This is a genomic window from Halobacillus sp. SY10 (assembly GCF_045401165.1).
Classification (GTDB): Bacteria; Bacillota; Bacilli; order Bacillales; family Halobacillaceae; genus Halobacillus; species Halobacillus aidingensis.
The window spans coordinates 3,932,464-3,957,991 of sequence record NZ_CP174345.1 but is presented as its reverse complement, the minus strand read 5'-3'; the positions used below and the strand labels follow the sequence as shown (position 1 = coordinate 3,957,991).

Annotated in this window: 20 protein-coding genes; 14 read left to right on the top strand and 6 right to left on the bottom strand. The window is 44.6% G+C overall.

Going from position 1 to position 25,528, the window contains the following annotated elements; genetic code table 11:
* The first annotated feature begins 103 nt into the window (after positions 1-103).
* The 4 genes from ACJA3J_RS19930 (at position 104) to megL (ending at position 4,342) form a co-directional block, all read left to right on the top strand.
* Positions 104-1,354: an EAL and HDOD domain-containing protein gene (locus ACJA3J_RS19930; RefSeq protein ID WP_089653727.1), complete on the top strand. Its 1,251-nt coding sequence runs from the start codon at positions 104-106 to the stop codon at positions 1,352-1,354.
* Between the two features lie 108 nt (positions 1,355-1,462).
* Positions 1,463-1,891 (top strand): MarR family winged helix-turn-helix transcriptional regulator, encoded by a 429-nt coding sequence (locus ACJA3J_RS19925; RefSeq protein WP_089653725.1) that lies wholly within the window; start codon positions 1,463-1,465, stop codon positions 1,889-1,891.
* Positions 1,891-3,084, top strand: coding sequence for an MFS transporter (locus ACJA3J_RS19920; protein ID WP_115895207.1), 1,194 nt, complete (start codon positions 1,891-1,893; stop codon positions 3,082-3,084). Before ACJA3J_RS19925 ends, ACJA3J_RS19920 begins: the two co-directional genes overlap by 1 nt.
* A gap of 73 nt (positions 3,085-3,157) precedes the next feature.
* Positions 3,158-4,342, top strand: coding sequence for a methionine gamma-lyase (megL, locus tag ACJA3J_RS19915; RefSeq protein WP_406945088.1), 1,185 nt, complete (start codon positions 3,158-3,160; stop codon positions 4,340-4,342).
* A gap of 569 nt (positions 4,343-4,911) precedes the next feature.
* Here megL and ACJA3J_RS19910 read toward each other — a convergent pair.
* Complete coding sequence (locus tag ACJA3J_RS19910) at positions 4,912-6,135, bottom strand: IS110 family transposase (RefSeq protein ID WP_406944069.1); 1,224 nt, start codon at positions 6,133-6,135, stop codon at positions 4,912-4,914.
* A 509-nt stretch (positions 6,136-6,644) separates the two neighbouring features.
* On the opposite strand from ACJA3J_RS19910, the gene ACJA3J_RS19905 reads away from it, so the two are divergent.
* Positions 6,645-7,142 (top strand): PTS glucose transporter subunit IIA, encoded by a 498-nt coding sequence (locus ACJA3J_RS19905; RefSeq protein WP_089653719.1) that lies wholly within the window; start codon positions 6,645-6,647, stop codon positions 7,140-7,142.
* Between the two features lie 74 nt (positions 7,143-7,216).
* On the opposite strand, the gene ACJA3J_RS19900 is transcribed toward ACJA3J_RS19905, so the two are convergent.
* Positions 7,217-7,447 (bottom strand): hypothetical protein, encoded by a 231-nt coding sequence (locus tag ACJA3J_RS19900; RefSeq protein ID WP_406945087.1) that lies wholly within the window; start codon positions 7,445-7,447, stop codon positions 7,217-7,219.
* Between the two features lie 166 nt (positions 7,448-7,613).
* Here ACJA3J_RS19900 and ACJA3J_RS19895 point away from each other — a divergent pair, with 166 nt between their 5' ends.
* The 3 genes from ACJA3J_RS19895 (at position 7,614) to cls (ending at position 11,299) form a co-directional block, all read left to right on the top strand.
* Positions 7,614-9,071: a glycoside hydrolase family 32 protein gene (locus ACJA3J_RS19895; protein WP_406945086.1), complete on the top strand. Its 1,458-nt coding sequence runs from the start codon at positions 7,614-7,616 to the stop codon at positions 9,069-9,071.
* An 80-nt stretch (positions 9,072-9,151) separates the two neighbouring features.
* A complete protein-coding gene (locus tag ACJA3J_RS19890) occupies positions 9,152-9,694 on the top strand; it encodes a transcription repressor NadR (protein WP_406945085.1) in 543 nt (180 codons plus the stop codon).
* Positions 9,695-9,856: 162 nt separating this feature from the next.
* Positions 9,857-11,299, top strand: coding sequence for a cardiolipin synthase (gene cls / locus ACJA3J_RS19885; protein WP_089653710.1), 1,443 nt, complete (start codon positions 9,857-9,859; stop codon positions 11,297-11,299).
* A 788-nt stretch (positions 11,300-12,087) separates the two neighbouring features.
* Here cls and ACJA3J_RS19880 read toward each other — a convergent pair.
* A complete protein-coding gene (locus ACJA3J_RS19880; protein ID WP_406945084.1) occupies positions 12,088-13,236 on the bottom strand; it encodes a S1C family serine protease in 1,149 nt (382 codons plus the stop codon).
* A gap of 192 nt (positions 13,237-13,428) precedes the next feature.
* Here ACJA3J_RS19880 and ACJA3J_RS19875 point away from each other — a divergent pair, with 192 nt between their 5' ends.
* The 3 genes from ACJA3J_RS19875 to ACJA3J_RS19865 all read left to right on the top strand — a co-directional run bounded on the left by ACJA3J_RS19875 (position 13,429) and on the right by ACJA3J_RS19865 (position 16,029).
* Positions 13,429-14,115 (top strand): response regulator transcription factor, encoded by a 687-nt coding sequence (locus ACJA3J_RS19875; protein ID WP_089653702.1) that lies wholly within the window; start codon positions 13,429-13,431, stop codon positions 14,113-14,115.
* Positions 14,112-15,443: an ATP-binding protein gene (locus ACJA3J_RS19870; RefSeq protein ID WP_406945083.1), complete on the top strand. Its 1,332-nt coding sequence runs from the start codon at positions 14,112-14,114 to the stop codon at positions 15,441-15,443. The genes ACJA3J_RS19875 and ACJA3J_RS19870 overlap by 4 nt, the downstream gene beginning before the upstream one ends.
* 64 nt (positions 15,444-15,507) lie before the next feature.
* Positions 15,508-16,029 (top strand): acyl-CoA thioesterase, encoded by a 522-nt coding sequence (locus ACJA3J_RS19865; protein ID WP_115823450.1) that lies wholly within the window; start codon positions 15,508-15,510, stop codon positions 16,027-16,029.
* 39 nt (positions 16,030-16,068) lie between these two features.
* On the opposite strand, the gene ACJA3J_RS19860 is transcribed toward ACJA3J_RS19865, so the two are convergent.
* The 3 genes from ACJA3J_RS19860 to ACJA3J_RS19850 form a co-directional block, all read right to left on the bottom strand.
* Positions 16,069-16,791 (bottom strand): ABC transporter ATP-binding protein, encoded by a 723-nt coding sequence (locus ACJA3J_RS19860; RefSeq protein WP_406945082.1) that lies wholly within the window; start codon positions 16,789-16,791, stop codon positions 16,069-16,071.
* Position 16,792: 1 nt separating this feature from the next.
* Positions 16,793-18,403, bottom strand: coding sequence for an ABC transporter permease (locus ACJA3J_RS19855; RefSeq protein ID WP_406946338.1), 1,611 nt, complete (start codon positions 18,401-18,403; stop codon positions 16,793-16,795).
* A gap of 191 nt (positions 18,404-18,594) precedes the next feature.
* On the bottom strand, positions 18,595-19,707 hold the full coding sequence (locus tag ACJA3J_RS19850) for a Fe(3+) ABC transporter substrate-binding protein (protein WP_406945081.1): 1,113 nt from the start codon (positions 19,705-19,707) through the stop codon (positions 18,595-18,597).
* A gap of 855 nt (positions 19,708-20,562) precedes the next feature.
* On the opposite strand from ACJA3J_RS19850, the gene ACJA3J_RS19845 reads away from it, so the two are divergent.
* From ACJA3J_RS19845 to ACJA3J_RS19835, 3 genes are all read left to right on the top strand, one after another.
* Complete coding sequence (locus ACJA3J_RS19845) at positions 20,563-21,984, top strand: sodium:alanine symporter family protein (RefSeq protein ID WP_115823446.1); 1,422 nt, start codon at positions 20,563-20,565, stop codon at positions 21,982-21,984.
* Positions 21,985-22,243: 259 nt separating this feature from the next.
* Positions 22,244-24,139, top strand: a complete 1,896-nt coding sequence (locus ACJA3J_RS19840; protein ID WP_406945080.1) for an ABC-F family ATP-binding cassette domain-containing protein — start codon at positions 22,244-22,246, stop codon at positions 24,137-24,139.
* Positions 24,140-24,270: 131 nt separating this feature from the next.
* Positions 24,271-25,518, top strand: coding sequence for an aminopeptidase (locus tag ACJA3J_RS19835; protein ID WP_115895142.1), 1,248 nt, complete (start codon positions 24,271-24,273; stop codon positions 25,516-25,518).
* Positions 25,519-25,528 lie beyond the last annotated feature (10 nt).

Sequence of the window (25,528 nt, the reverse complement as noted above, 5' to 3'; positions counted from 1 at the left end):
CTCCAAAGGTTTCATGTATTTTTCCATGGAAAAATTAACAACATTTAGGCTTTGTAGTATACTTGAACAAGATGTGAAGAAACACATGAAGGTGGTAAGCAGGATGGAAGTATTCGTGGCGCGGCAGCCGATTTTGACAGTCGAGAATAATGTGTATGCCTATGAACTACTGTACCGGAACAGTGAAGAGAATCGGTTCGTCCCTATGGATGGGAGCCAGGCGACTTCAGAAGTGTTGATGAACAGCTTTGTTACGATCGGCTTAGAGCGTTTGTCAAACAACAAGCCATGTTTTATCAACTTCACGGAGGATCTTTTGCTCGAACAAGTCCCTGAATACTTCGATTCTGAACAACTGGTCGTGGAAATCCTTGAACACGTTTCCTTCAGCCTCGATCTCATCAGAGTGTGCAGAACATTGAAGGAAAAAGGGTATTTAATTGCTCTTGATGATGTCATCGATATTGATCGGCCGTCCGTCTATGAACTCCTGCATTATGTCGATATTTTAAAAGTGGATATACGTGAAGTGACGGACGAGAATCGGGCGCGGATCATTCAGTTGGGGGAAGAGTATGGATTGACGTTGTTAGCAGAAAAAGTGGAAACCCATGAAGAGCACCAACGTTGTATAGAGGAAGGTTTTTCGCTCTTCCAGGGATTTTATTTCAGTAAGCCAGTGATCGTGAAAGGGATGGATATTCCTTTTCTTTCTTCGACCTATTTTCAAATGATCAAAGAGCTCACAGCTACGGATGACGAAATTAATATTGAAAAAGTAACGGAAATTATGGAACAGGATCTAGCTCTTACTTATAAATTGCTGCGCTTAATCAACTCTTCTCAACAACGGACAAGAGTACCGATCCAATCGATCAGACAAGCCGTGATGCTGTTAGGTACAGAGGGCTTGAAAAAGTGGCTGTACGTATTATCGGTTGAACAAACGACGGCGGTCACTTCAACACAATCCCAGCTTGTCATCAAAACAAGTCTCGTTCGTGCCAAATTGTGTGAACAAATGGCCGTAAGAATCAGGGCGGAAAAGAAGGCGGACGGATATTTCCTGACCGGGTTCATGTCGCTGATCGATGTGATAACCCAACGCCCTGCCCACGAAGTGATTGGTTCGCTGCCGCTCGATGAAGAGATAAAGAAAGCGTTAGAAGGAAAGCAGAATACGTATCGGCTCGTATTGGATTTGGCTGTAGCGATGGAAAAAGCGGATTTTGAGTGGTTGGAAAACCACTTGGCTGAATGGAATTTGTCCTATTCGGAAGTGTTTGAAGTTTACGGCCAGGCGATTGCGTGGTCTGAACAGCTCTATCACGAACATTTTACTGACATGGTGTGAAAATAGCTGAAACGATCGATCTATGTTAAAATTTTGTAAGATGCTCTCGTAAAGAGAGCCCTTTTTTTGTTAAGAACGTTACCTAGGTAACGAAAAGGAGCGGTCATCATGAGTTTAATTTTTCACCATATTCAACAATTGTCGAGAAACGTGAATCAATTCTTGAATGAAGGATTGCAAGGTGAAGACATTTATATGTCTCACTGGGCGGTATTATTTCAATTGCATAGCCATGGAGGATCAATGACACAAGCGGAGCTTAAAAACCGGTTGAATATCGAAGCCCCTCCATTATCGAGGGTTATAGCTAAACTGGAGACCCAAGGGTATGTCCAAAAAAATAAAAGCAGCGATCAGCGAACGAATGATATAACGCTGACGAAAGCAGGGAAAGACAGATATCCGGTGTGGGAGCAGGCCATACAAAAAGCAGAAACGCGTTTGCTGGAACGTTACGGCGAGCGGAGGGAAACGGTATTGGAAGAGCATGTACTCTCGCTCTCCCGCCTGATTGAAGAAGAAAGGGGGAGGGACTGATGGAAAGACAACCTCGTTTATGGACGTCGAGTTTTCTTAATGTATGTGCGAGCAATTTCCTCGTATTTTTAGTCTTTTATCTTCTGTTCGTCACGATGCCGATCTATACGATTGAATCCATTGGAGTGGCCGAGGGAGAAGCGGGGTTGATTATTACGGTCTTCTTGCTTGCAGCCATTCTCATACGTCCACTTTCAGGGCAGTGGGTGGAATCCTTTGGACGGAAGCCAGTGGTCGTGACTGCTTTGAGCATCTTTTTAGGAAGTTCTTTTTTGTATCTATGGTTTGACGCCTTTTCTGCGCTTCTAATCGTTCGCTTCATACAAGGCATCGGTTTCGGGATGGGGACAACGGCTTTGGGAGCTATTGCTGCAGATGTTGTTCCAGATCAAAGAAAAGGGGAGGGCCTTGGTTATTTTGCGATGTCCATGAACTTCGCGATGGTCATTGGTCCTTTCCTTGGTCTTACTCTGATTCAAAATGCAGGCTTTACCGTGATGTTTTATGTTTGTGTCTCCCTTGCCGTTATGGCTTTACTTACAGGGCTTGTTATTCGGGTGGATCCTCTCGCTGAACCTGCAAAGAAAAGCTTAGTCCCAAGCATGCACAATCTTCTAGAGAAACCTGTGATCCCTATAGCGTTGACCGGGGCCGTCATGGCGCTTGCGTACGCGGGGGTATTATCGTTTGTTTCTGTCTATGCAAACCAACTCGGCCTTGCGGAGGCGGCTAGTTACTTCTTCGTCGTTTATGCTCTTGTGCTGCTTGTCTCCCGGCCATTTACAGGAAGATGGTTTGATCAATATGGAGAAAATGTGATCGTCATTCCATCCATCCTTATTTTTGGTGCAGGGATGATGATTTTAAGTTTTGCCAACACAGCTTTTGTCCTGTTATTGGCAGGTGGATTGATCGGACTGGGGTGGGGAACGCTCGTCCCAAGTATGCAGACGATTGCTTTGAAGAAAGTACCAGAAAGAGCAGGTTCAGCTACAGCGACCTTCTTTACGATATTTGATATTGGCATTGGGGTAGGTTCCTATGTCGTTGGGGCGATCGCAACAGGTATTGGATTTTCCTCCCTTTATTTCAACAGTTCTTTTGTTGTCTTCGGGGCTGTCGTCCTTTATATTCTCTTGCATGGAAGGAAGGTTCGCTCGAACGCTGAGCATAGGGTTGAATATAGTAGTTAAGAAGGAGGTCTTTTTCTCCTTCTTTTGTTAAAATTAATTGAAAACGCTTACAAAGTAAAGGGGGAAGACCATTTTGAAAAACAAAGAGAAGCGGATAGAAACAGCGATGATCCATAATCATGAAAAAGCAGAGAAGTATGACGGAAGCTTGACGACACCAATCTTCCAAACCTCTACCTTTTCTTTTTCTTCTGCCGCTGAAGGTGAAAGGAGATTTGCCGGAGAAGAGGAAGGTTACATTTATACGAGGCTCGGAAACCCGACTGTACGAACATTAGAAGACCGCATCGCCACTCTTGAGGGTGGAGAGCGGGGCCTTGCTTTCGCCTCAGGCATGGCTGCGGTATCCGCAGTTTTAATAGCACTCACAAAAGCTGGTGATCATGTGTTGTGTTCGAACGGTCTTTACGGTTGTACTTATGGTTTACTGCAAATGTTTGAAGAAAAATATGCGATCACCCATGACTTCAGCTATATGGAAACAGAAGAAGACGTGAGGGCGAAGATCACTCCTGATACCCGCTGCATCTTTATTGAAACCCCCATCAATCCGACGATGAAAATCATCGATTTAGCTATGGTGGCACGGGTGGCGAAAGAACATGGCATCCCTGTCGTTGTCGACAACACTTTTTGCACCCCATACCTACAGCGCCCGTTGGATCTTGGGTGTGATATCGTTTTGCATAGTGCCACCAAATACATCGGTGGACACGGGGATGTCATTGCCGGACTTGTCGTAGGGGAAAAAGTGTTCATGGATGACTTAGCCATGTCTCAACAGAAAGATATCGGGGGTGTCCTTTCTCCATTTGATGCCTGGCTTTTACTCAGAGGCTTGAAGACTCTCCATGTCCGTATGGATCGCCACAGCATAAACGCTCATGACCTGGCCAAAAGGCTGGATAACCATGCAAAGGTGAAACAAGTGTTTTATCCAGGAATGGAAGGGAACGAGCTATACAACATTGTCCGAAAGCAAATGAAAACAGGTGGAGGCGTACTAGCTTTTGAGATCGGAGGGGGTAAAAAAGAGGCGCAGCAATTCATGGACCGGCTGAATTTGATTCAAATTGCGGTCAGCCTTGGGGATGCGGAAACACTGATTCAACATCCAGCCACCATGACCCACGCAGTCGTCCCGGAAGAAAAGAGACAGGAAATGGGCATTAGCGACACACTCATCCGCCTATCCGCCGGCCTCGAATCCGTCGAAGATCTATGGGAAGATCTCGAGCAGGCTTTGAAGGAAGTATAATTTCATACACACAATCAAGAGCTCTATGGTCAAAGCATGGAGCTCTTTTAGTTTTCTTAAGAAGTTCTTAAACAATATGGCAGGAATGTTGAAGACTCAGTATCGAGATAACCGGGGTTCGTTTGCCGTGTTGAGCGGTAGAGGTGGCTGGGAAGCAACTCGCTTTCCTGTGGGGGAGCGCCGAGCTTCCTAGGACTACGTCCTGCGGGATCTCGCCTATCTCCTTCTCCCACGGGAGTCTCGCAGCTTCCCAACCACCCCATTCGAGAGATGAGATAAACGAACCCATGTACACGAATGGGGCGTCTTCCATAATAACTGCTTTCTACTGCTTGTTTGAGAGTTGAATACACTATACACTAACTCCCATTACGATGGAGAGCTGCTTATTCTGGAAGTGGTTTCGAGATACTCTTATGGTCAAGGGGCGGAGGGAAACGGTGAGACTCCTACCATGAAAATAAAGTTCTATAATATGGAAAAATGGCAATACTAAAGTAGACGCAGCTCATTCTTCTTTTTTCGAGGAGAGCGTCTCATACAAATGGCTAGTGAGTTGGAGGGTGGATTTAAGATACCTTTGGTTCCTCAATCCTCACGGTGTAACCTAACCCCTCTAACCTACGCAATGAGTGCTTAACAATGGCTTGTTGTTTTTGTTTATCGAAGTAATCTTCTCCTAAATCTACATACATTTCCTTTCGTGTTAAGAGGTAGTAGGAGATTCGTAACATCGCATGAGCTACAACGATTCCTGCGCGCTTTTTACCTTTACGTGAAGCCGTTCTCCGGTAAAGAGCGCCAAGGTAGTTCTTGGATCCTCGGACGGAATGAGCTGACTCAACCAGTGATGATTTAAGGTATTTGTTTCCACTCAACGTTTTAGAAGACTTCCGTTTCCCGGCACTTTGGTTATTTCCGGGAACTAACCCTGCCCAAGAACACATTTGAGGTGCCGTAGGAAATTGCTCCTTAATATTTGTGCCAAGTTCGGCAATCATTTGTTCCGCCACTTTTCTCCCAATGCCAGGAATGGAATCTAAACGTTCGATATCCTCTTGAGATTCTTCCATTCTTTTTGATATCTCACTGTCTAATTTATCAATTTGATCCGTAAGTAAATCGATATGATCCAGGATCGTCTTTATCATGAATCGTTGATGGTCTTTAATGCATCCTTGAAGAGCGAGTTTCAAGTCCTCTTTTTTATTTTTCATAACGCCTCTCGCCAAGTTTGATAACTCTTCAAGGTCATCATTTCCTTCAGCTATGGAACGAAGCATCTCACGAGCAGAAACTCCTAAAACGTTAGAAACAACAGACCCAAGCTTGATATTAGCTCCTTCTAACACTTTTTGCATTCGATTGTGTTGTCTGGCACGTTCTTCAATAATACTCCGACGATAACGAACAAGTTCACGTAATTCCCGCTGATTTCGATCAGGAATGTAACTCGCTTTAAGCAACCCATGGCGAAGAAGTTTGGCAATCCATTCGGCATCTTTCACATCGGTTTTACGTCCAGGAACAGCCTTAATATGTTGAGCATTCACAACTAGAAATTCAATATCTTCGGCTTCAAGTAGATTAACAATAGGTTTCCAGTAGACACTTGTACTTTCCATGGCCACATGGGTACAATTCCGTTTCTTAACCCAGTCCACCAACTCAATGAGATAGATGGTTTTCGTTGAAAATGTTTCAATCTCCTTTCCTTCCGGTGTAATGGCACAAGCAGTAATGGTATCTTTGTGGACATCCATACCACAAGCATTCTCAATGACTACATCCATTGAAAACATCCTTTCTGCGGCAAGTAATTGTAGAGGCTGGCGCAACAACCAGAATAGGGTTAATCTACCATGAGTGCTTCCTATAAAGGAGCAACAGTCTGTGATGCACCGTGGTCGAAGGAGTCAGACTATGGGGAGGGCTCTCACGCACCAAGGAGTCTCGACCTTCCTCATCCAGCCGTAGAATCAGTATAGGCATACCATAACCATTTTCATTCTCTGTGGTGTAGAGCTGTTTTTTGCGATACATGAATGGCTATGGGACGTGTGGGACAGCTGAGACCCCGGAAGGCGTAGCCTGAGGAGGCTCAGCGCCCGCCCCATGGAAAGCGAACTGTTTCCCGGAGCCCCTAAACTCCAACAAACATCTCGAAACTGAGTCTTCAAGAATAGTGAGCTTATATGGGTTTATTCATGAACACATAGGGAAAAGTATTAACAGTTTGATGAAACATTGAGTGCTCATGTATATTGCCATAAGAATTCATATAGAAAGGGACGATGGAGAAATGCTTAAGAAACTATTTGGCGGAAACAAAAGTGTGGAGGAACAGATTGTTGCTCCGGTAAGTGGAAAAGTGGTTCCTTTAGATGAAGTAGACGACCCTGTATTCAGTCAGCGAATGATGGGGGACGGCGTAGCAATTGAACCGACAGACGGAAAAGTAGTGAGCCCGGTTTCTGGAGAAATCGTCCAACTGTTCCCTACCAACCATGCCGTTGGAATTAAAACAAAGTCAGGTGTGGAAGTCCTTGTCCACATCGGCCTTGAAACGGTTTCTATGGAAGGGGAAGGTTTTGAAGGCCATGTTACTACCGGAGATAAAGTAAATGCCGGCGACCATTTGATTACGTTTGATATGGATCTTGTTAAAGAAAAAGCGAAAAGCACCATCACTCCTGTAGTCATTACAAACTATGACGATGTAGTCGAAAACTTCGATCCATCCTATAGCGACGGTGCCAACGCTGGCGAATCAACCATCGCCACACTGAAAACGAAATAATCAAACCCACAAAGCCTGAGGTACCACTAGTACTTCAGGCTTTTTCTACACGTATGATCCAACAAGAGAACATTTTATAAGACATTAAAAAATTTATCAGTGGGTTTTAAGCATTTATCGGTGGGTGGTTGGTATTTATCAGCGACTTCCGGCCTTTTATCGGTAACTTTCGCACTTTTATCAGTGACTTTAATGATTTTATCAGTATCAGCAAGCAGTCCCAAGCGAAGCTCGAGGAGGCTCAAAAGATTAGAGGATGTTCGATAAAATCCGGCACGTCCTGTGCCAACATCGAACGACCCCACATTGGGGCCTCATGGAAAGCGAACCACTTCCCGCAACCCTAGGCTCCCGCTAACGTTTTGAAACTGAGTTATTAAGAATAGAGAGCTTTCTGGCGGAGGACGGTGGGATGTTTTATAATGGGGCAAGAAAGAAGACGGATAAGGAAGAAAAAGGAGGAGAAGCGTTATGTCTAAACATGATGCAGAGCTTCGTAAGAAAGTGGAGACAGAAATACAAGAACATAAACAAATCGTAGAAGCGGACACGTATCGTCAGAACTACCATCACATGCCACCTGTTGGTTTGATGAACGACCCGAATGGATTCATTCAATGGAAAGGGACCTACCACCTCTTTTATCAATGGATGCCTTTCGAGACAGCTCATGGCGCAAAATACTGGGGGCATTACACATCTGAAGATCTTGTGAATTGGAAGCATGAGGCTGTCGCTTTGACTCCATCCGAATGGTATGACAAGGACGGTGTTTATTCCGGGAGCGCAATCGTTCATGATGATCAATTGCACCTTTTTTATACGGGGAACATTGAAGGAGAACGTGAACCAGAGGCAGAATATCAATGTCTTGCTGTGTCTCAGGATGGCATACATTTTGAGAAAAAAGGCGTCCTCATTGAAACTCCAAAAGGTTATACGGGTCATTTTAGAGATCCAAAAGTATGGAAAAATGGTGACCAATGGTACATGGTGGTTGGAGCTCAAACAGAAGACAAGCAGGGGAAGGCTGTATTGTTCCGTTCGGAGGATCTCCAAAATTGGGAGCACATCGGTCCCATCGCTGGTAGTAAAGAAGGGAAGCTAGGCGAGTTCGGTTACATGTGGGAGTGTCCGGATTTATTCGAGCTGGATGGTGCAGAAATGCTTATGGTCTGTCCGCAGGGGCTAGAGGCTGATGGAATGAATTATGCGAATACATATCAGAGCGGGTATTTTGTTGGGAAGTGGGACGAAACCGCAGAAACATTCCAGCATGGAGACTTTCGTGAGTTGGATCGAGGTTTCGAGTTTTATGCTCCTCAAACCACACGGGATGAAAAGGGTAGAAGGTTGCTTGTCGGTTGGATGGGTGTTCCGGATCAGTATGAACAAGCACACCCGACTGTTGAAAATGGATGGGTTCATTGCTTGACGATTCCTCGTGAATTGAAGTGGAATGGTGAGAAAATCATTCAAACTCCCGTTCCTGAGCTTGCCCATATGCGTGGACCAGTTTTAATGCATTCATCGATTACGATTGAAAATGACCAAAAAGCGGTGAGAGGGGTACAGGGGAGATCGATTGAGTTGAACCTTGATTTTGAATCACTCGAAGACATGTTCGCCATCGAACTTTTCCAATACGCCTCTCTAAGTTACAAGGACCATGTCGTCACATTATCCAGGCCAAATTTAGAAGACCGGTCAAAAACGGAGTTCCGTCGGGTGAAATTGGATGAGGGATTGAAGAATCTTCGTTTGTTTATTGATCAGTCATCCCTGGAGATTTTCATTAATGGCGGGGAAGAAGTATTTACTTCCAGGATTTATCCTCAAGCGGAAGAAGAACATATTCTCTTTACGTCCTTGGGATCCACCACTTTCTCCGTTGAAAAGTGGGACTTGAAAGGTTATGAGTATTCTTAAATGGGATGGGGCTCACTTTCTGAAAGCCTTATTATTGTGGTAAGATAATTTTATGTAAATTGCACGAAGGGGTCATGTCTATGAGTCAATCTTCAAAGAAAATGAAAGCGAATGAACGAAGAGAGTATATTCTCGCTTTATTAAAACAAAAAGGTGCTCCTGTGACAGGTAGTTCTCTTGCAGAGGAAATGAACGTGACCCGGCAAGTCATTGTCGGTGATGTCTCCCTCTTAAAAGCAAAGAATGAACCGATTGTCGCCACAAGTCAAGGGTATATGTACATGATGGATGGAAAAGAAGAACTGCCTTATCAACGTACGATTGTATGCCAGCATCAAGGCGACGATACAGAACAGGAACTTAATATTCTCGTCGATCATGGCGTACATGTCCAGGATGTCGTTGTCGAGCACCCTATTTATGGTGATTTAACAGCCAGACTCAGAATTTCGAATCGCCGGGATGTAAAGAAATTCATCGAGAAAGTGAACAGCACCAAAGCCTCTTACTTACTCGAATTGACAGATGGCATCCATACACATACCATAGCGGCGGACAGCCAGGAAGCCCTGGATGAGGCGCAAATGGCATTGGAAGAAGTAGGTATATTGATGACGAAATAACATTGAAATCTTGAAAAGAGATAGGCATTCTGAAAGAGAAGCTTATCTCTTTTTACTTTTTCCATACAAGGACCAAATGCCAGGCATGTCGTAATCAATGAATGAAAGGAATATGATATATTTATATCATGATTTCTTGTTAGAAAAAGGAAGGTGGCCACGTTGAACATCCTGCCGATTTTTGTGAGTATCATTCTTACCTTGAACGTGTTGCTTGCTTTAGCCATCATCTTCCTTGAAAGAAGAGATGCCAGCGCAACATGGGCGTGGTTGATGGTTTTACTATTTATCCCTGTCGCAGGTTTCTTTCTTTATTTAATTTTCGGACGCCGACTCAGCAATAAAGAAATATTCACCTGGGACAAAAAAAGTCGTCTTGGACTTCTTGCCGCTGTCCAGGAACAATTGACAGCCATCAAGAATAATGAATTGAAAGTCCAACATGAAGATATCATTCCATATGAAGACTTAATTTATATGCATCTGAAAAACAATGATGCGTTATTATCACAAAATAACGAAGTTGAAATTTTCACAGATGGTCAAAAGAAGTTTCATGCACTTATTGAAGATCTTGAAAAAGCAGAAGATCATATTCACTTGCTTTATTATATTTTAAGAGACGATAACTTGGGGCACCGCCTTGCAGATGTATTGAAAAGGAAGGCGATGGAAGGCGTGGAAGTCAAGCTCTTGTATGATGACATGGGTTCAAGATTATTGAAGCGTTCATATAAGCGGAGCTTGAAAGAAGCTGGTGTGCAGGTTGAGTCGTTTTTCCCTTCCTTTATCCCTAAAGTGAATATGAAAATTAACTACCGGAACCATAGAAAGCTTGCGATTATCGACGGTGAGATCGGGTATATCGGCGGTTTCAACATCGGTGACGAATATTTGGGCTTTAATAAAAGGTTCGGCTATTGGCGGGATACCCATTTACGCGTGGAAGGAGAAGCGGTGAACAACATGCAGACACGCTTCATCCTTGATTGGAACCACGCTTCAAGCAGAGATATCGTCTATGAACAGAGATATTACCAGGCGAAACCGAAAGGCGATGTCGGTATGCAAATCGTCTCCAGTGGTCCTGATTCGGAGTGGGAACAAATCAAGCATGGCTATTTGAAAATGATCCTTTCTGCCAAAGAGTACGTGTACATTCAGACCCCGTACTTCATTCCTGATGACAGCTTGCTTGATGCGCTACGCGTAGCGGTCCTGTCAGGAGTAGACGTGAGAATCATGATTCCCAATAAACCGGACCATCCATTCGTGTACTGGGCAACATTTTCCAACATAGGAGATATGTTAAAAGCAGGAGCCAACATATATGTGTACCAAAAAGGATTCTTACATGCCAAGACGATCGTCGTTGATGGCAAAATTGCTTCCGTAGGTACCGCCAACATTGATGTCCGGAGCTTCCGTCTGAACTTTGAAGTGAACGCCTTTTTGTATCATCCAGAAGTCGCACAGTCCTTAGCCGACCGTTTCCATGAGGACATTGTCGAGTCGACAGAGCTTACATTTAAACTCTATCAATCCAGAACAAAATGGATCCGCTTCAAAGAAGCCGTCTCAAGACTACTATCACCAATCCTATAATCACACTAGTCTTAAAGAAGAAAAGCTCCCGGTTTTGGAAGACTCAGTTTCGAGATGTTCCGAGGGTTCGTTGCCGAGGTAAGCGTCAGGGGTAGTTGGGAAGCTACTCGCTTTCCTGTGGGGATGGCGGCAAGCCTCCTCGAGCTTCGCTCTGTGGGGTCTCGCCAGCCAATCCATTCCCACGGGAGTCTCGCAGCTTCCCAACTCCCCCATTCTATACTTGTGAGAAACGAACCCTCTCGCCCAGAAGGACTGTCTTCCACTAACCCTGGGCTGTACGTAGAAGTTTCTTTATATCAAGCATTAGGTTGAACAAACACCTGCCCCCAGGGCGTTTCAATTACTCGCCTCAACCAAGTTGGAATGAGAAGTTTCCATAAGTGTTTTCGAGACCTTAATATAGCAAAGGGGCGGAGGGGGATGATGAGACTCCTGTGGGGAAAAAGTGCTTGGTGAGACCCCACAGGACGCAGTCCGAGGAGGCTCACCGCGCTCCCACGGAAAGCGAGTCATCCCTCGCAGCCCCCATCCACTCAACAAAAGTCTCGAAATCGACCCTTACACAATCCTGCCAGAAATTGTTAAAAAGCCCTGCGCGTATTGCGCAGGGCTTTTTGAGAGAGGTTGTTTTGGTATTGGTTTTCCTTTGTAACACGAGAAAGGCTGAAGGGAATCCTTTGACCTAATAGCTATTGGAGGGGGGAGGTCATATCTATTGGGTGTTGAATCCCCATCAGCGTTTCCACTTTTCATTCTTTCTTCATCACGTATTCTTCATATCTGTTCAATTATTGAGAGGTTAGCGTGATTTGGACGGTGGTTGGTTTGCCGTCACGGTAAACTTCAAGCTCGGCTGTATCTCCGTCTTGTGCTTGGTTGTAGAGATACTGTCTCAAGCTGATGAGTGACTCGATTTCATTGCCGTCGATGGCGGTGATCACATCGTATTTTTCGAGTCCTGCTTCATCAGCAGGGGAGCCTTTTTCGACGCCTTGGACGAGGACGCCTTGAGTAACTTCTTCTGGCAACCCTAGTTCACGTTGTAACACAGGGTTAGGGATTTGGTTCAAGTCTTGCAGGGAAACCCCCATGTAAGGACGTTCAACTTCGCCGTTTGTCTCTAAATCTTCGATGACAGGTTTAGCAACATCCATAGGGATAGAGAATCCAATTCCTTCAACTTCTGCTTTTGCGATTTTCATAGAATTAATTCCAATGACTTCGCCTTGCAGATTGATGAGCGCACCTCCACTGTTACCTGGATTGATGGCTGCATCGGTTTGAAGGACTTCGGTCTGCCAATCTGGCTGTTGATCACCGTTAATATCGACTGGAATATTACGGTTCAATCCACTGACAATGCCTTTCGTTACGGATCCTGCGAACTCCATGCCCAGCGGGTTACCGATGGCAATGGCTGTCTGCCCGACCTCTACGTCACTGGCTTTACCTAATTCAGCAACCTTTTGCACATGTTCGCTATCTATTTGTAAAACGGCCAGGTCTGTTAAAGGGTCACTACCTTTTAATTCGGCTTTCACTTTTGTTCCATCACTCAGAATGACTTCAAGTTCGGAAGCATTTTCGATGACGTGATGGTTGGTGGCAACAAAAGCTTTTCCGCCTTCTTCCTTATAAATGACCCCGGAACCTGTACCGGCTTTTTTAGCACCTTGTCCTGTATTCTGGACATTACTAATACCGACAACCGCTTCGGAAGCTTCATTGACTGCTTGAGTCACTTCCTCCTGGTTTTTCCCGAGATTCAGTTCATTGGCTTGTGCTGTAGGCTTTTCTGTATGGATATCTATCGAAATGCCCTGCCACTGAAAAACGGTGGTAATTAGAAAAACAGCTGCAATGGCTCCTAAAACACTGAAAGCTATACCGGAACGTTTGTATTGTTTCTTATCATTTCGCTTCTGTTCATCAAACATTAGAGAAACGACGCCCCTTTCAATAAGATTCGCTGTTGATCTTTGGTGTTTCCCTCTGACAATTTTTATTCTACGACAGAGTTATGGAATGACTTTGGTGTAATTGTGGAAAAAGTGTGTAATGTAGGAGTAATCCATAAAAATATGAGAGAATAAAGCAAACGCAGATGTGAATAGAGGAGGATACCATCTATGAATCAGATGATTGGACTTGTAGAAGATGATCCGAATATTCGAGATATTGTAGAAGGTTATTTAAATAAAGAAGGGTATCAGGTTATAGCTGTCGATACAGCAGAGAAGGCCTGGGATATTTTTCAGGAACAGACTCCTGACCTTTGGGTACTGGACATCATGCTTCCTGGAATGGATGGCTATGAGTTTTGTAAAAAAATCCGCCAGACTTCAGAAGTCCCGATTATTATTATTTCCGCCAAAGATGAAGAGGTCGATAAAATACTGGGTCTAGAACTGGGTGGGGACGATTATTTAACCAAACCTTTCAGTCCGAGGGAGTTAGTGGCAAGGGCTAAGCGCCACTTGAAGCGTTGGCAGGCGATGAAGCCGAGTGAAGTTGAAGAACAGGACACGATTGTAGCTGGTGAACTTGAATTGAATGATGCGGAGAGACAAGCCTACTTCCAAGGTGAAGAGATCGAAGTGACAACAAAGGAATTTGAAATGTTGAAGATCCTGGCTTCTCAAGAGAATCGGGCCTTTGCACGTGAAGAGCTGTTAATTAAAGTATGGGGAGAAGATTATTACGGAAGTGATCGTGCGGTCGACGACCTGATCAAACGATTACGTAAAAAGATGAAAGACCTGCCGATTGAAACGGTTTGGGGACACGGATATCGATTGAAGGAGAAGCGTACATGAAGCTTTTGTATCAGTTGAATGCCGCTTTTGCAACGTTAATCATCGTCATCATGTCCATCACCGCATTTTTTATCTACTCGTTACTCATGGACATGCTCATTCAGGATGAACAGCGCCAGCTTGAGGGGAGAGCGGATCTTCTTGTGGACATTATCAATGATCAAGATCCTGAACGGAGCCCTGAACTTTCCCAACTATTGCAGGACAGAAATTATCCGATTTTATTATTCGATCGGGAAAATGACGAGATATTGTTCAGGACTATGCCGGCAGTCGTTGCATATGCCTGGGTGGAACGTTATGAAGAGGAACTCATCGATCAGGAAGTTTGGGAAACGATGGGGGAAAAATATGTGGCTTATGATTTTCCTGTGAGCAACGACGAGAGTCAGGTGCTCGTTATGGCCACGCCACTTAATGACTTACAGGCGGTCCAGTCCGTTTTTGCTTCACGTATGATTGTTGTTTTCCTCATTGGTCTATTCCTTGCAATCATCGTGAGTTATGTGTTGACCTGGCGTCTCGTGACCCCTCTTACAAAATTGAAAGAAGAAGTGAAAAAGATTGAAAAGCGTCAGTTTTCTGATGTAAAAAAAGTACACGCTTCTGGTGAAATTGGTGAAGTAGAGCAAAGCCTCAGGCACATGGCTGCAGAGCTCTCCAGGTACATACACTCCCAAAAGCAGTTCTTTCAAAATGCTTCCCATGAACTTAAAACGCCTTTAATGTCTATTCAAGGGTACGCCGAGGGGATCAGGGATGGAGTGTTCGAAGGAGAAGCGGCAGAAAAGGGTTTGAATGTGATGGTGAGTGAGACTGAGCGTTTGAAAAAGATCGTTAATGAAATGATTTTGCTCGCCAAGCTCGACAGCAGCGAAGACGTGTATAACCCTGAAGGAACGGAGATATCTGAAGTGATTAGTCAGGCGAGGGATCGGTTGTACCCACTTGCTAAGGAAAAAGGAATTGAACTGAGAACGGAAGATATTCATTCGTACTATACATTCGTTGACAGGGAAAGAGTGCTGCAGGCCATGATCAATATATTGAGCAATGCGGTCAGACATGCGGAGAGTTCAGTAACAATGACAACAGAGAAAGAGCAAGATCTGTATAGAGTAAAAGTGCTCGATGACGGACCTGGCATTCCAGAAGAACTTCTCCCTCAACTTTTCGAACGTTTTATTAAAGGAAAAGAAGGGGAAACAGGGCTTGGGCTTGCCATATCCAGAGCGATCGTTGAACGGAGTGGCGGGGAAATCCATGCCTACAACCGGAAAGGCACGACGGGTGCAGTTTTTGAAATTGTATTCCGTGAAAAAGAGTGAGAAATACCAAACATGGTATAATAGAAGGCAGAGAACGATTCCATATGGAAGTGAGGAATACAGGATGGAAGCAAAACCTTGTATCGATTCATTAACAGTAAAAAGTTCACACGTTTTACCACCAGATACCAATAGTCACGGAACGTTGTTCGGTGGAAAATTAATGGCACATATTGATGATGTAGCAGCGATTGCAGCTGTCAGACATGCAAGAAAGCCGGTTGTGACAGCGTCTACAGATTCTGTCGATTTCCTGCAGCCGGTTTTTGAGGGAGACACCATTTGCCTGGAGGCATTCGTCACATGGACACATAACACGTCCATGGAAGTGTTCGTCAAAGCAACGACTGAGAACCTTTTGACTGGAGAAAGAAAGGTTTGTACGACTGCTTTTCTATCCATGGTAGCCGTGGATGAGACGAATGAACCTTCCCCTGTGCCAGGGGTGTATCCTGAATCAGACGAAGAAAAGTGGCTGCATGAGAACGCGCAGAAGCGCCATGAACACCGGAAAAACAGAAGGAAAGAATCCAAGGAGCTTGCTGAGAAGTTTGGTACTAGCTTTCCTTGGAAACGCGATTGCTAAAAAAAGCTTGGCTGCCGTTAATGGCAGCCAAGCTTTTCTTTATTTGAGCCGAACGAGCTCTGGTTGACGTTGCTCTTCTTCAAGACGGGTCGTAGTACAAAGGGAATCCCAATCGTGGGCAGCTCCGTCTCTCATAGTAATAATACGATCTGCAATGGCTCTCGAGTCTTCTCGGTCGTGAGTCACGAAAATAGAAGTCGTGCCTGTTTGTTTAATGATTTCTTTCAATTCACTTCTAATTTTGATTTGGAGGTCTGCATCCAAATTACTGAATGGTTCATCCAATAGAAGAAGGGAAGGCTCCGGTGCTAGGGAGCGGGCAAGAGCGATTCGCTGCTGCTGTCCACCACTTAATTCGTGGGGATATCTTTTTGCATAGCTGATCATATTCACAAGTTCAAGCACTTCATGCACGCGATTCTTTCTTTCTTTTCTTTTCCAATTCTTTAATCCGAATTGAACATTTTCATAAACCGTCATATGAGGGAATAGAGCATAGTCCTGGAATACCATGCCAATGCCTCTTTTTTCAGGGAGGACAAACGTCCGTTCATCGGTCATCGTCTGGCTGCCGATTTTTATGGTTCCCTTGGAAGGTGTCTCAAGACCACACAAAAGGCGCAGCACGGTGCTTTTTCCACTGCCACTTTCACCAAGAATGGAGATGATCTCTCCTTGTTCGATATCGAGGTTGAAATGGTGGATCGTCAAATTCTTTGCGTTTTTATAACCGAAACAGAGATCTTTGATTTGAACGTACATATCAATTCGACTCCTTTTCTAAAACTTGATGAAAAACAAAAACGGCTATGGCACTGATGACAACGATGATGATGGAGGCAAGAGCCGCCTCATGAATCTGCTCGTCACTCGCGTACTTAAAGGCATTCGTCGATAGCGTTCCAAAGTTAAACGGACGCAAAATCAAGGTGAGAGGCAATTCTTTGATGATTTCGATAAAAGCGAGCAGAAACCCACTGATGAGCGGGGCTTTGATCATTTTCAAATCGACCTTGAAAAAGGTGCGTGTCATGTTCATGCCGAGCATCCTTGAAGCTTCCGTGTACTTATTTCCGATTTTATCAAAACCTGATTCGATGGAATTGTACCCAATTGCAAGGAAGCGAATGATGTACGCAGAAATTAAGATGATCAAGCTCGTACTCAAGAATAGGCGGCTTTCCAAGCCGGTAGCCTCATAAAAACGTGAAAGACCACTATCTAAACCAATGAAAACGGTACTGATCCCGACCGCGATGACGGCTCCCGGAATGGAATACCCTAAGATCGTCACTTTTGCTGCGGATTTTGATAATGCGCTCTGATGCATTCTGGCAAAGTTACCAATAATTACAGCGAACAAGACGATCAATAAGGCACCAACGAAAGAGACAAGAAGTGAATTCCATATGAGTGTCGTAAATTCGGGTGACGCGATTTTTTCAAAAGTTAACAACATCCAGTCGACGAGTTGGACGAATGGGATAAGAAACCCTAATAAGAAAATAAACAAACAGTATCCAAAAGCTCCCCATGCCTTCCAACCTTGTAATCGAGTAGGGTGGAGAGGGCGAGCTTTAGCCGTTGTCGATGCATATTTTTTACGGCCGCGGAGCACTTTTTCTAAAGTAAGGATGGCAAAGACGATAAACATGAGGGTCGCCGATAATTTGATGGCTGAATTGAGATCATTCATCCCAAACCATGTTTGAAAAATCGCTGTACTGAAAGTCGGTACACCAAAATATTGGACAACCCCATAGTCATTCAATACTTCCAAGAGCACAAGGCTCACGCCTCCGACAATTGCCCCACGGGAAATAGGGAGGACCACCCTGAAAAAGATATCTACCGGAGAGCGGCCGAGGAGCCTGGCATTTTCAATGAGTGATGCGGACTGGTTAGCCAGAAAAGATCTTGTGATTGTGTACACATATGGAAAGAGAAAGAGCGTAAATATAAAGACGGCCCCCGGCAGGTTTAGAATGTTGAAATAGACTTGATCCACCTCAATGCCCCAGTTGTTTCTTAATGTCGTTTGAATGATGCCAGTATAGTTCAAGATTCCATTGTATGTGTAACCTGCAATGTAGGGGGGAATCGCCAGTGGTAAAATCAGCGCCCATTTAAAGAACTTTTTCATAGGAAAGTCATAAGCCGATACGATCCATGCTAAACTCGTGCCGATGATGATGGTTAATATCCCTGTGAAAACAATGAGCAAGCCGGTATTTTTTAATAGATCCGGCAAGATGTATTCCTGGATGTGATTCCAGTTTTCCGCTTTTTGAGTAAAGAAGTTGAATAGGATAGTCACGTTGGGAATGAGAATCAAGATGACAATCGCTAGACTGAGGATCGACCATATATTCATATATCCAGGAAGCTTACGTAACAAATTCAAGCGTGACACGTCCTTTATCCTACCAATCGCTCAGCCTTGAATGAAAAAAGCCGGTGAGCTTTCTTCATTCAAGGTTGAGTCCGCTTTAATGATAACAGTTCTCAACTGTTTTGTATAGAAAAAACCGCATCATGGGAGGCATGATGCGGTTAGAAGGCTTACTATTTCCAGCCGACTTCATTCATGATTTGAATCGCACGGTCGTTGTTCTCACCAAGTTCATTCAGGCGAATGTCTTGTTCCTTGAACTCACCCCAGCTTTGCAGAAGCTCAGAAGGCTCTACATTAGGGTTGACTGGGTATTCATAGTTTGCTTCAGCAAATTGTTTTTGTGCTTCCTCTTTGGAAAGGAACTCAATAAACTTCTGCGCGTTTTCTGTGTTTTGGCTGCTTGCTGTCACACCTACGCCACTGATGTTCACGTGAGTACCCGTTGTATCCTGGTTCGGGAACATAATTCCCAGCTGTTCAGCAACTTTGACTTCTTCTTCATCTTCAGAATTCAACATTTTACCCATGTAGTAGGTATTCATAACGGCTACATCACCTTCACCGGCAGCCACAGCTTTTGCCTGGTCACGATCTCCGCCTTGAGGGTCACGTGCCATGTTATCTACGATGCCCTGTGCCCATTCTTTCGCAGCTTCTTCACCTTCTGTTGCAATCATAGAAGCGACAAGGGACTGGTTGTAAATGTTAGAAGATGAACGAATTAAGACTTTGTCCTGGAATTCATCTTTCGTTAGGTCCATGTAAGTTTGAATGTCTTCTTCATTTACGCGTTCTTTGTGGTAAGCAATGACACGAGCACGTTTTGTCAATCCAAACCAATTGTTGTCTTCATCACGGAATTTTTCCGGAATGTTTTCACTTAGTACATCACTTTCAATGGGTTGCAAAAGGTCTTGGGATTTTGCGCGGTGCAGACGTCCAGCATCAGCTGTAATTAAAAGGTCGGCTTCAGAAGCTTCGCCTTCACGGTCAAGACGAGCAATCAATTCATCGTCTTTTCCTTCAATCACATTCACTTTAATACCTGTTTCTTCTTCGAACTTGTCGTAAAGCTCCTGGTCTGTGTCATAGTGGCGGCCAGTATATAGATTGACCTCTCCGCCAGTTTCTTCTGACGCATTTTCTTCGCTATTTTCTTCTGTGTTTGTTGTTTCTTCTTCATTTGAGTCTGTTGCTTCTTCCTGATCGTCTCCGCCGCAAGCAGCGAGCACGAACATAGAAAGGATAAGGATGAAGCTCATTAAAAACCATTTGTTTCTCATGTTCTTTCCACCTCTTATGTAAAAATTTTATTAATCATTGATAATGATTTTCATTCCAGATTCAATTCTAATAGATTGAGCAAAGAAGTCAAGCGAATATTGAGAATTTTTTTCATTTAGACTATTAGGTGGTTTTAATACTCTATTAAACTATATGGCAGAATTGTGGAAGACTCAGTTTCGAGACTTTTGTTGAGTGGATGGGGGCTGCGGGGAATGGCTCGCTTTCCGCGGGAGCGCGGTGAGCCTCCTCGAGCTTCGCTCTGCGGGGTCTCACCAAGCACTTTTTTCCCGCAGGAGTCTCCCCATTCCCCTCCGCCTCTTTACCATGTAAGTGTCTCGAAACCACTTCTCAGCAACTCTGCTTGTATGCTCAAGTGAATGGGGTAATATAAACGATCCCCAGTGATCATTTCTAGCATGAAATCTTGATGTAGAGCGCTTTATACTTCTTAAAGTGGGAGGGTGGAAGACAATCCAACTTGGTAAAGGGGGTCGTTACTCACATACATCGAATGGGGTGGTTGGGAAGCTGCGAGACTCCCGTGGGAGAAAGGAGATAGGCGAGATCCCACAGGACGGTAGTCCGAGGAAGCTCGCCACTCCCCCACAGGAAAGCGAGTGGCTTCCCAATCACCCCTGCCTCCTAATATGGCAAATGAACCCCGGATTATCTCGAAACTGAGTTTTCCACAAACGGGAGCTTTAGTGGAATGATGGGTTGTATGATATAGGAAGTAGAGGGTGGGGAACATATATGGTAAAATAGTTGAGTTCTTGTAGTTGTGTGTTTGTTTGTAAGCGATTATGGGAAATGACTTAAAATGGAAAATAATACTTAGAGAGGTGAAGGTTATGGTGGAAGATATACTTACTTTTCTGAACGACTGGATGTGGGGGACCATTCTTGTTGCCGCCTTGCTCGGTTTAGGATTATGGTTTTCGATCAAACTGAACTTTGCCCAGTTTACATACATACCAGAAATGTTTCGTGTTCTCTTTGATAAGCGATCCATTTCTGCTGAGGGCAAAAAAGGAACTTCTCCGTTCCAGGCTTTTGCCATTAGTACCGCTTCACGTGTCGGTACGGGAAACTTGGCAGGGGTTGCCGCTGCGATTACGGTCGGTGGTCCCGGCGCCGTTTTCTGGATGTGGATTGTAGCTATTCTTGGAGGAGCGTCAAGCTTTATTGAGAGTACTCTTGCACAAATCTACAAAGTTCCTGAAAAAAATCAGTATCGAGGTGGCCCTGCCTATTATATTGAAAAAGGGTTGAAGAACAGAGGGCTTGGTATTGTTTTTGCGATAACCATTACGTTTACGTACGGGTTAGTTTTCAGCTCCGTGCAATCCAATACGATTCGTCTAGCTTTTGAGAATTCCTTTAATATGGACAAATGGCTTCTTGGAGGAATTCTTACCTTTATTGTTGCTCTTATTATATTTGGTGGTTTAAAACGAATTGCTCAAGTGACTCAGTTTATCATTCCGATTATGGCTATTTTCTATATCATCCTTGCTGCATACGTTCTAGTTGTGAATATCGGACAGGTGCCAACGATGTTTGGACAAATTTTCGCTGGTGCTTTCGGTTTTCGTGAAGTGGCTGGGGGTACGTTTGGTGGTATGATTTTAATTGGAATCAAACGTGGATTGTTCTCCAACGAAGCAGGTATGGGGAGTGCGCCAAACGCAGCCGCTACATCTGAAGTTACGCACCCTGTCAAACAAGGTTTGATTCAGACATTGGGGGTATTCACCGATACCTTACTTATTTGTAGTGCCACTGCCGTCATCATTCTATTTGCCGGAGATTATGTAGGCACAGACCTTGATGGAATTCAACTGACCCAGGAAGCGTTTGAATCTGAACTCGGTGCATGGGCGGCTAATTTTATTGCTGTAGCGATCTTCCTTTTCGCATTCAGTTCGATCATCGGAAACTATTACTATGGGGAGACGAACATAGAATTCATCAAAACGAGCAAACCAGCCATCTTTATTTACCGAGTGGCTGTGCTGCTTATGGTCATGTTCGGTGCGATTGCGGAGTTTGGTCTTGTATGGTCACTAGCTGACTTGACGATGGGGATCATGGCGTTGATTAACTTGTATGCTATTTTCCGATTGTCATCTGTAGCTTATGCTGCATTGAAAGATTATCGTAAGCAAAAGAAAGCAGGAAAAGATCCGGTCTTTTATCAAGATCATCTCCCGGGTGTCGACGGGATGGAATACTGGAGAAGAGATCAATCCTCGGAGAAAGAACAAGGATAACAAACATAAACAGCCTCAGGATTTCGTTCCAGAGGCTGTTTTTCTTATGGCGCGGACGGGCATCCATTTATAGGATGCCCGTCCGCGCCAAACGAGGTCCGAATCGCGCCAAACGAGGTCCGAATCGCGCCAAACGAGGTCCGAATCGCGCCAAACGAGGTCCGAATCGCGCCAAACGAGGTCCGAATCGCTACATCAGTCTTCACACTTGCATATATGATATGATGGACAGAGATATTCAGTAAAAGGAATGAGCGGAATGAGTTTACTATCAGTCAATCAATTGAGTAAAAGTTATGGAGATAAAGATCTGTTCGACGACCTCACTTTCACGATATCCAATCAACAACGGATCGGCCTGATTGGAGTGAATGGTACAGGGAAATCCACACTTATGAAAATTCTCGCAGGCTTAGAGAGTGGAGATTCAGGGGATATGGATCACGCGAAGGACTTCACGGTGGAATATTTGCCGCAGGAACCGGAATTAGATGAGAGCAATACAGTTCTTGAGCAAATCTATCACGGTGATGCGGAAATTATGGTTGTCATGAGAGCCTATGAAAAAGTTCTATTAGACTTAGCAGCTCATCCGGAGGATCCACAAGTCCAGGCACGTATGCTGGACCTTCAGCAAAAGATGGATGAAAAAGGAGCCTGGGAAGCTAACACGGTGGCCAAAACGGTTCTATCCAAGTTGGGGATCGAGTTTTTCGATAAGAAGATCAGCGAACTTTCTGGAGGACAGAAAAAAAGGGTTGCCATTGCGAAAGCCCTGATCCAGCCGGCTGACTTGCTGTTGCTGGATGAGCCTACGAACCACCTTGATAATGAAACCATTGAGTGGCTGGAAGAGTATTTAGCTTCCTATAGAGGATCACTCGTCGTCGTCACGCACGATAGATACTTTTTGAATCGTGTGACGAATTTGATTTATGAACTAGACAAGAGTCGCTTGTATATTTATGAGGGAAACTATGAAACATTCCTCGAAAAAAAAGCGGAAAGAGAAGAATGGGAGCGTCAGGCTGAACAAAAGCACCAAAACACGCTACGTAGAGAGCTGGCCTGGTTGAAAGCTGGTGTGAAAGCGAGAACGACGAAACAAAAAGCTCGTAAACAACGCGTGGAAGCTATGAAGGAAGAAACCTTTGATACGAAGAAGGAAAATGTGGATATGGCGATTGGTTCTACGCGATTAGGAAACCAGGTCATAGAGTTAGAGGGAATCACGCACAGTTTTGGAGATCAACCGCTCATCGATGATTTAGATTACCTTGTCGTGCCGGGAGAAAGACTCGGAATCATCGGCCCGAATGGATCAGGCAAAACAACGTTGCTGAACATCATGGCTGAACGCATTCAACCGGAAACCGGAAGTGTCCACATCGGTTCGACCGTCAAAATAGGCTATTACACACAGGACCATGGAGAGCTTGATGAAAGTCTGAAAGTCATTGAATATATCAAAGAAGTAGCGGAAGTCATTACGACAGCCGATGGGTATGAAATTACAGCAGAACAGATGCTTGAGCGTTTCTTATTCCCGCGGCCGCAGCAGTGGACGTATATTAAGCGTCTTTCTGGAGGAGAACGCCGCCGTTTGTATTTGCTTAGGGTTCTGATGAGCGAACCGAATGTTCTTTTCTTAGACGAACCGACCAACGACCTGGATACGGAGACGCTGAGTGTGCTTGAGGACTACTTGGAACAGTTCCCAGGTGTCGTCATCACTGTTTCACACGACCGTTATTTCTTGGATCGTGTGGTTGATCGTCTGTTAGCTTTTGAAGAAGATGGAGATATCCGGAAGTTTTACGGCAATTACACGGAATATCTTGAGAAAAGAAAAGATGAGAAGAAAGTGGAACAGGTAAACAAGAAGCCTTCCACTCAGGAAGATACACGCCGTGCGAATCGAAAACGTAAGTTATCCTATCGAGAGAAGCAGGAATGGGAGACGATTGAAGACGAAATCTCCGCTTTGGAGGAGAGGGTTGAGCTTCTTGATGAGCAGCTCGCGGCAGAAGCGACGAACTACGATCGTGTCCAGGAACTTTCAAAGGAAAAAGATGAAGCCGAATCCGAATTGGAAGCCAAGATGGAGCGGTGGGAAGAGCTTTCCTTGATTATTGAAGGAGTAGAGGAAGAATGACTGAGTGGAGAGTGGAGAACCGTTGTTTTCCGCTCTCTTTTTTTATAATGAGGATTGGCTTATTTTTGTAGTTCCGTGCGTTTTATGGAATAATGAATACGGATACAAGCATTGACAGGAGGAATGTAATCATGAAAATGCCAAGCAAAGAAAACTTGGAAAAATATGCAGAATTAGCCTTACGTACAGGTGTCAATTTGCAAAAGGATCAATTGCTGATGATTAACTCCACGATTGCTGGAGCGGACTTTACACGCATCGTCGCAAGAAAAGCTTTCGAAATGGGAGCGAAAGATGTACATATTAACTGGGGTGACGATGAACTGACGCGCATGAAATATGAACATGCTGATCAGGAAACGTTATCGGACGTTCCAGAGTGGCAGAAGCAGCAGTACACTTATTTTGCTGAGCAGGGAGCGGCGATCCTTTCAATTCGCTCTACAGACCCTGATCTTTTGAAAGGCATTGATGCAAGCAAAGTCGCAGCTGCTACCAAAGCGAGATCAGAAGCGATGTCCAAGTTCCGTGATTATACGATGAATGATCGTATTCAATGGTCGATTGTCAGTATCCCTATTCCTAAGTGGGCACAAAAGATCTTCCCTGGAGAAGAGGAAGATACAGCGGTTGAGAAGCTTTGGGAGCAGATCTTCAGCATTGTCCGCGTCGATCGTGAGGACCCGGTAGCTGCATGGGAAGAGCATAACCAAACATTGATCAAAGCTCGTGAATACTTGAATAAGAAACAGTACCAGAAGTTGATTTACAAAGCTCCAGGTACGGACCTCGAAGTAGCTCTGCCTGAAGGACACATTTGGAAGGGTGGACCTTCGAAGACGGTTGAAGGAAAGGTGCAATTCAACCCGAACATGCCGACAGAAGAAGTGTTCACAGCTCCTCATAAATATGGAGTAGATGGAAAAGTTTCCAGCACGAAACCGCTGAATTATGGTGGAAACGTCATCGACAATTTCACCTTGACGTTTAAAGAGGGGAAAGTTGTTGACTTCACAGCGGAAGAAGGCGAAGAGACACTCAAGCACCTTCTGGAAACAGACGAAGGTTCACGTAGACTTGGAGAACTGGCGCTTGTGCCGCATGAGTCCCCGATTTCTCAATCTGGTCTGATTTTCTATAACACGCTTTATGATGAGAACGCTTCTTGTCACCTTGCCCTCGGAAAAGCTTACCCGAATAACATGACAGGCGGGTCAGATATGAGCGCAGAAGAACTTGATCAACATGGTGTGAATGACAGTTTATCCCACGTTGATTTCATGATGGGATCCGGTGAGCTTGATATTGATGGTGTACTTGCGGACGGGACGACAGAATCCGTCATGCGTAAAGGAAGCTGGGCCATTACATTTGAATAAATAAACGAAA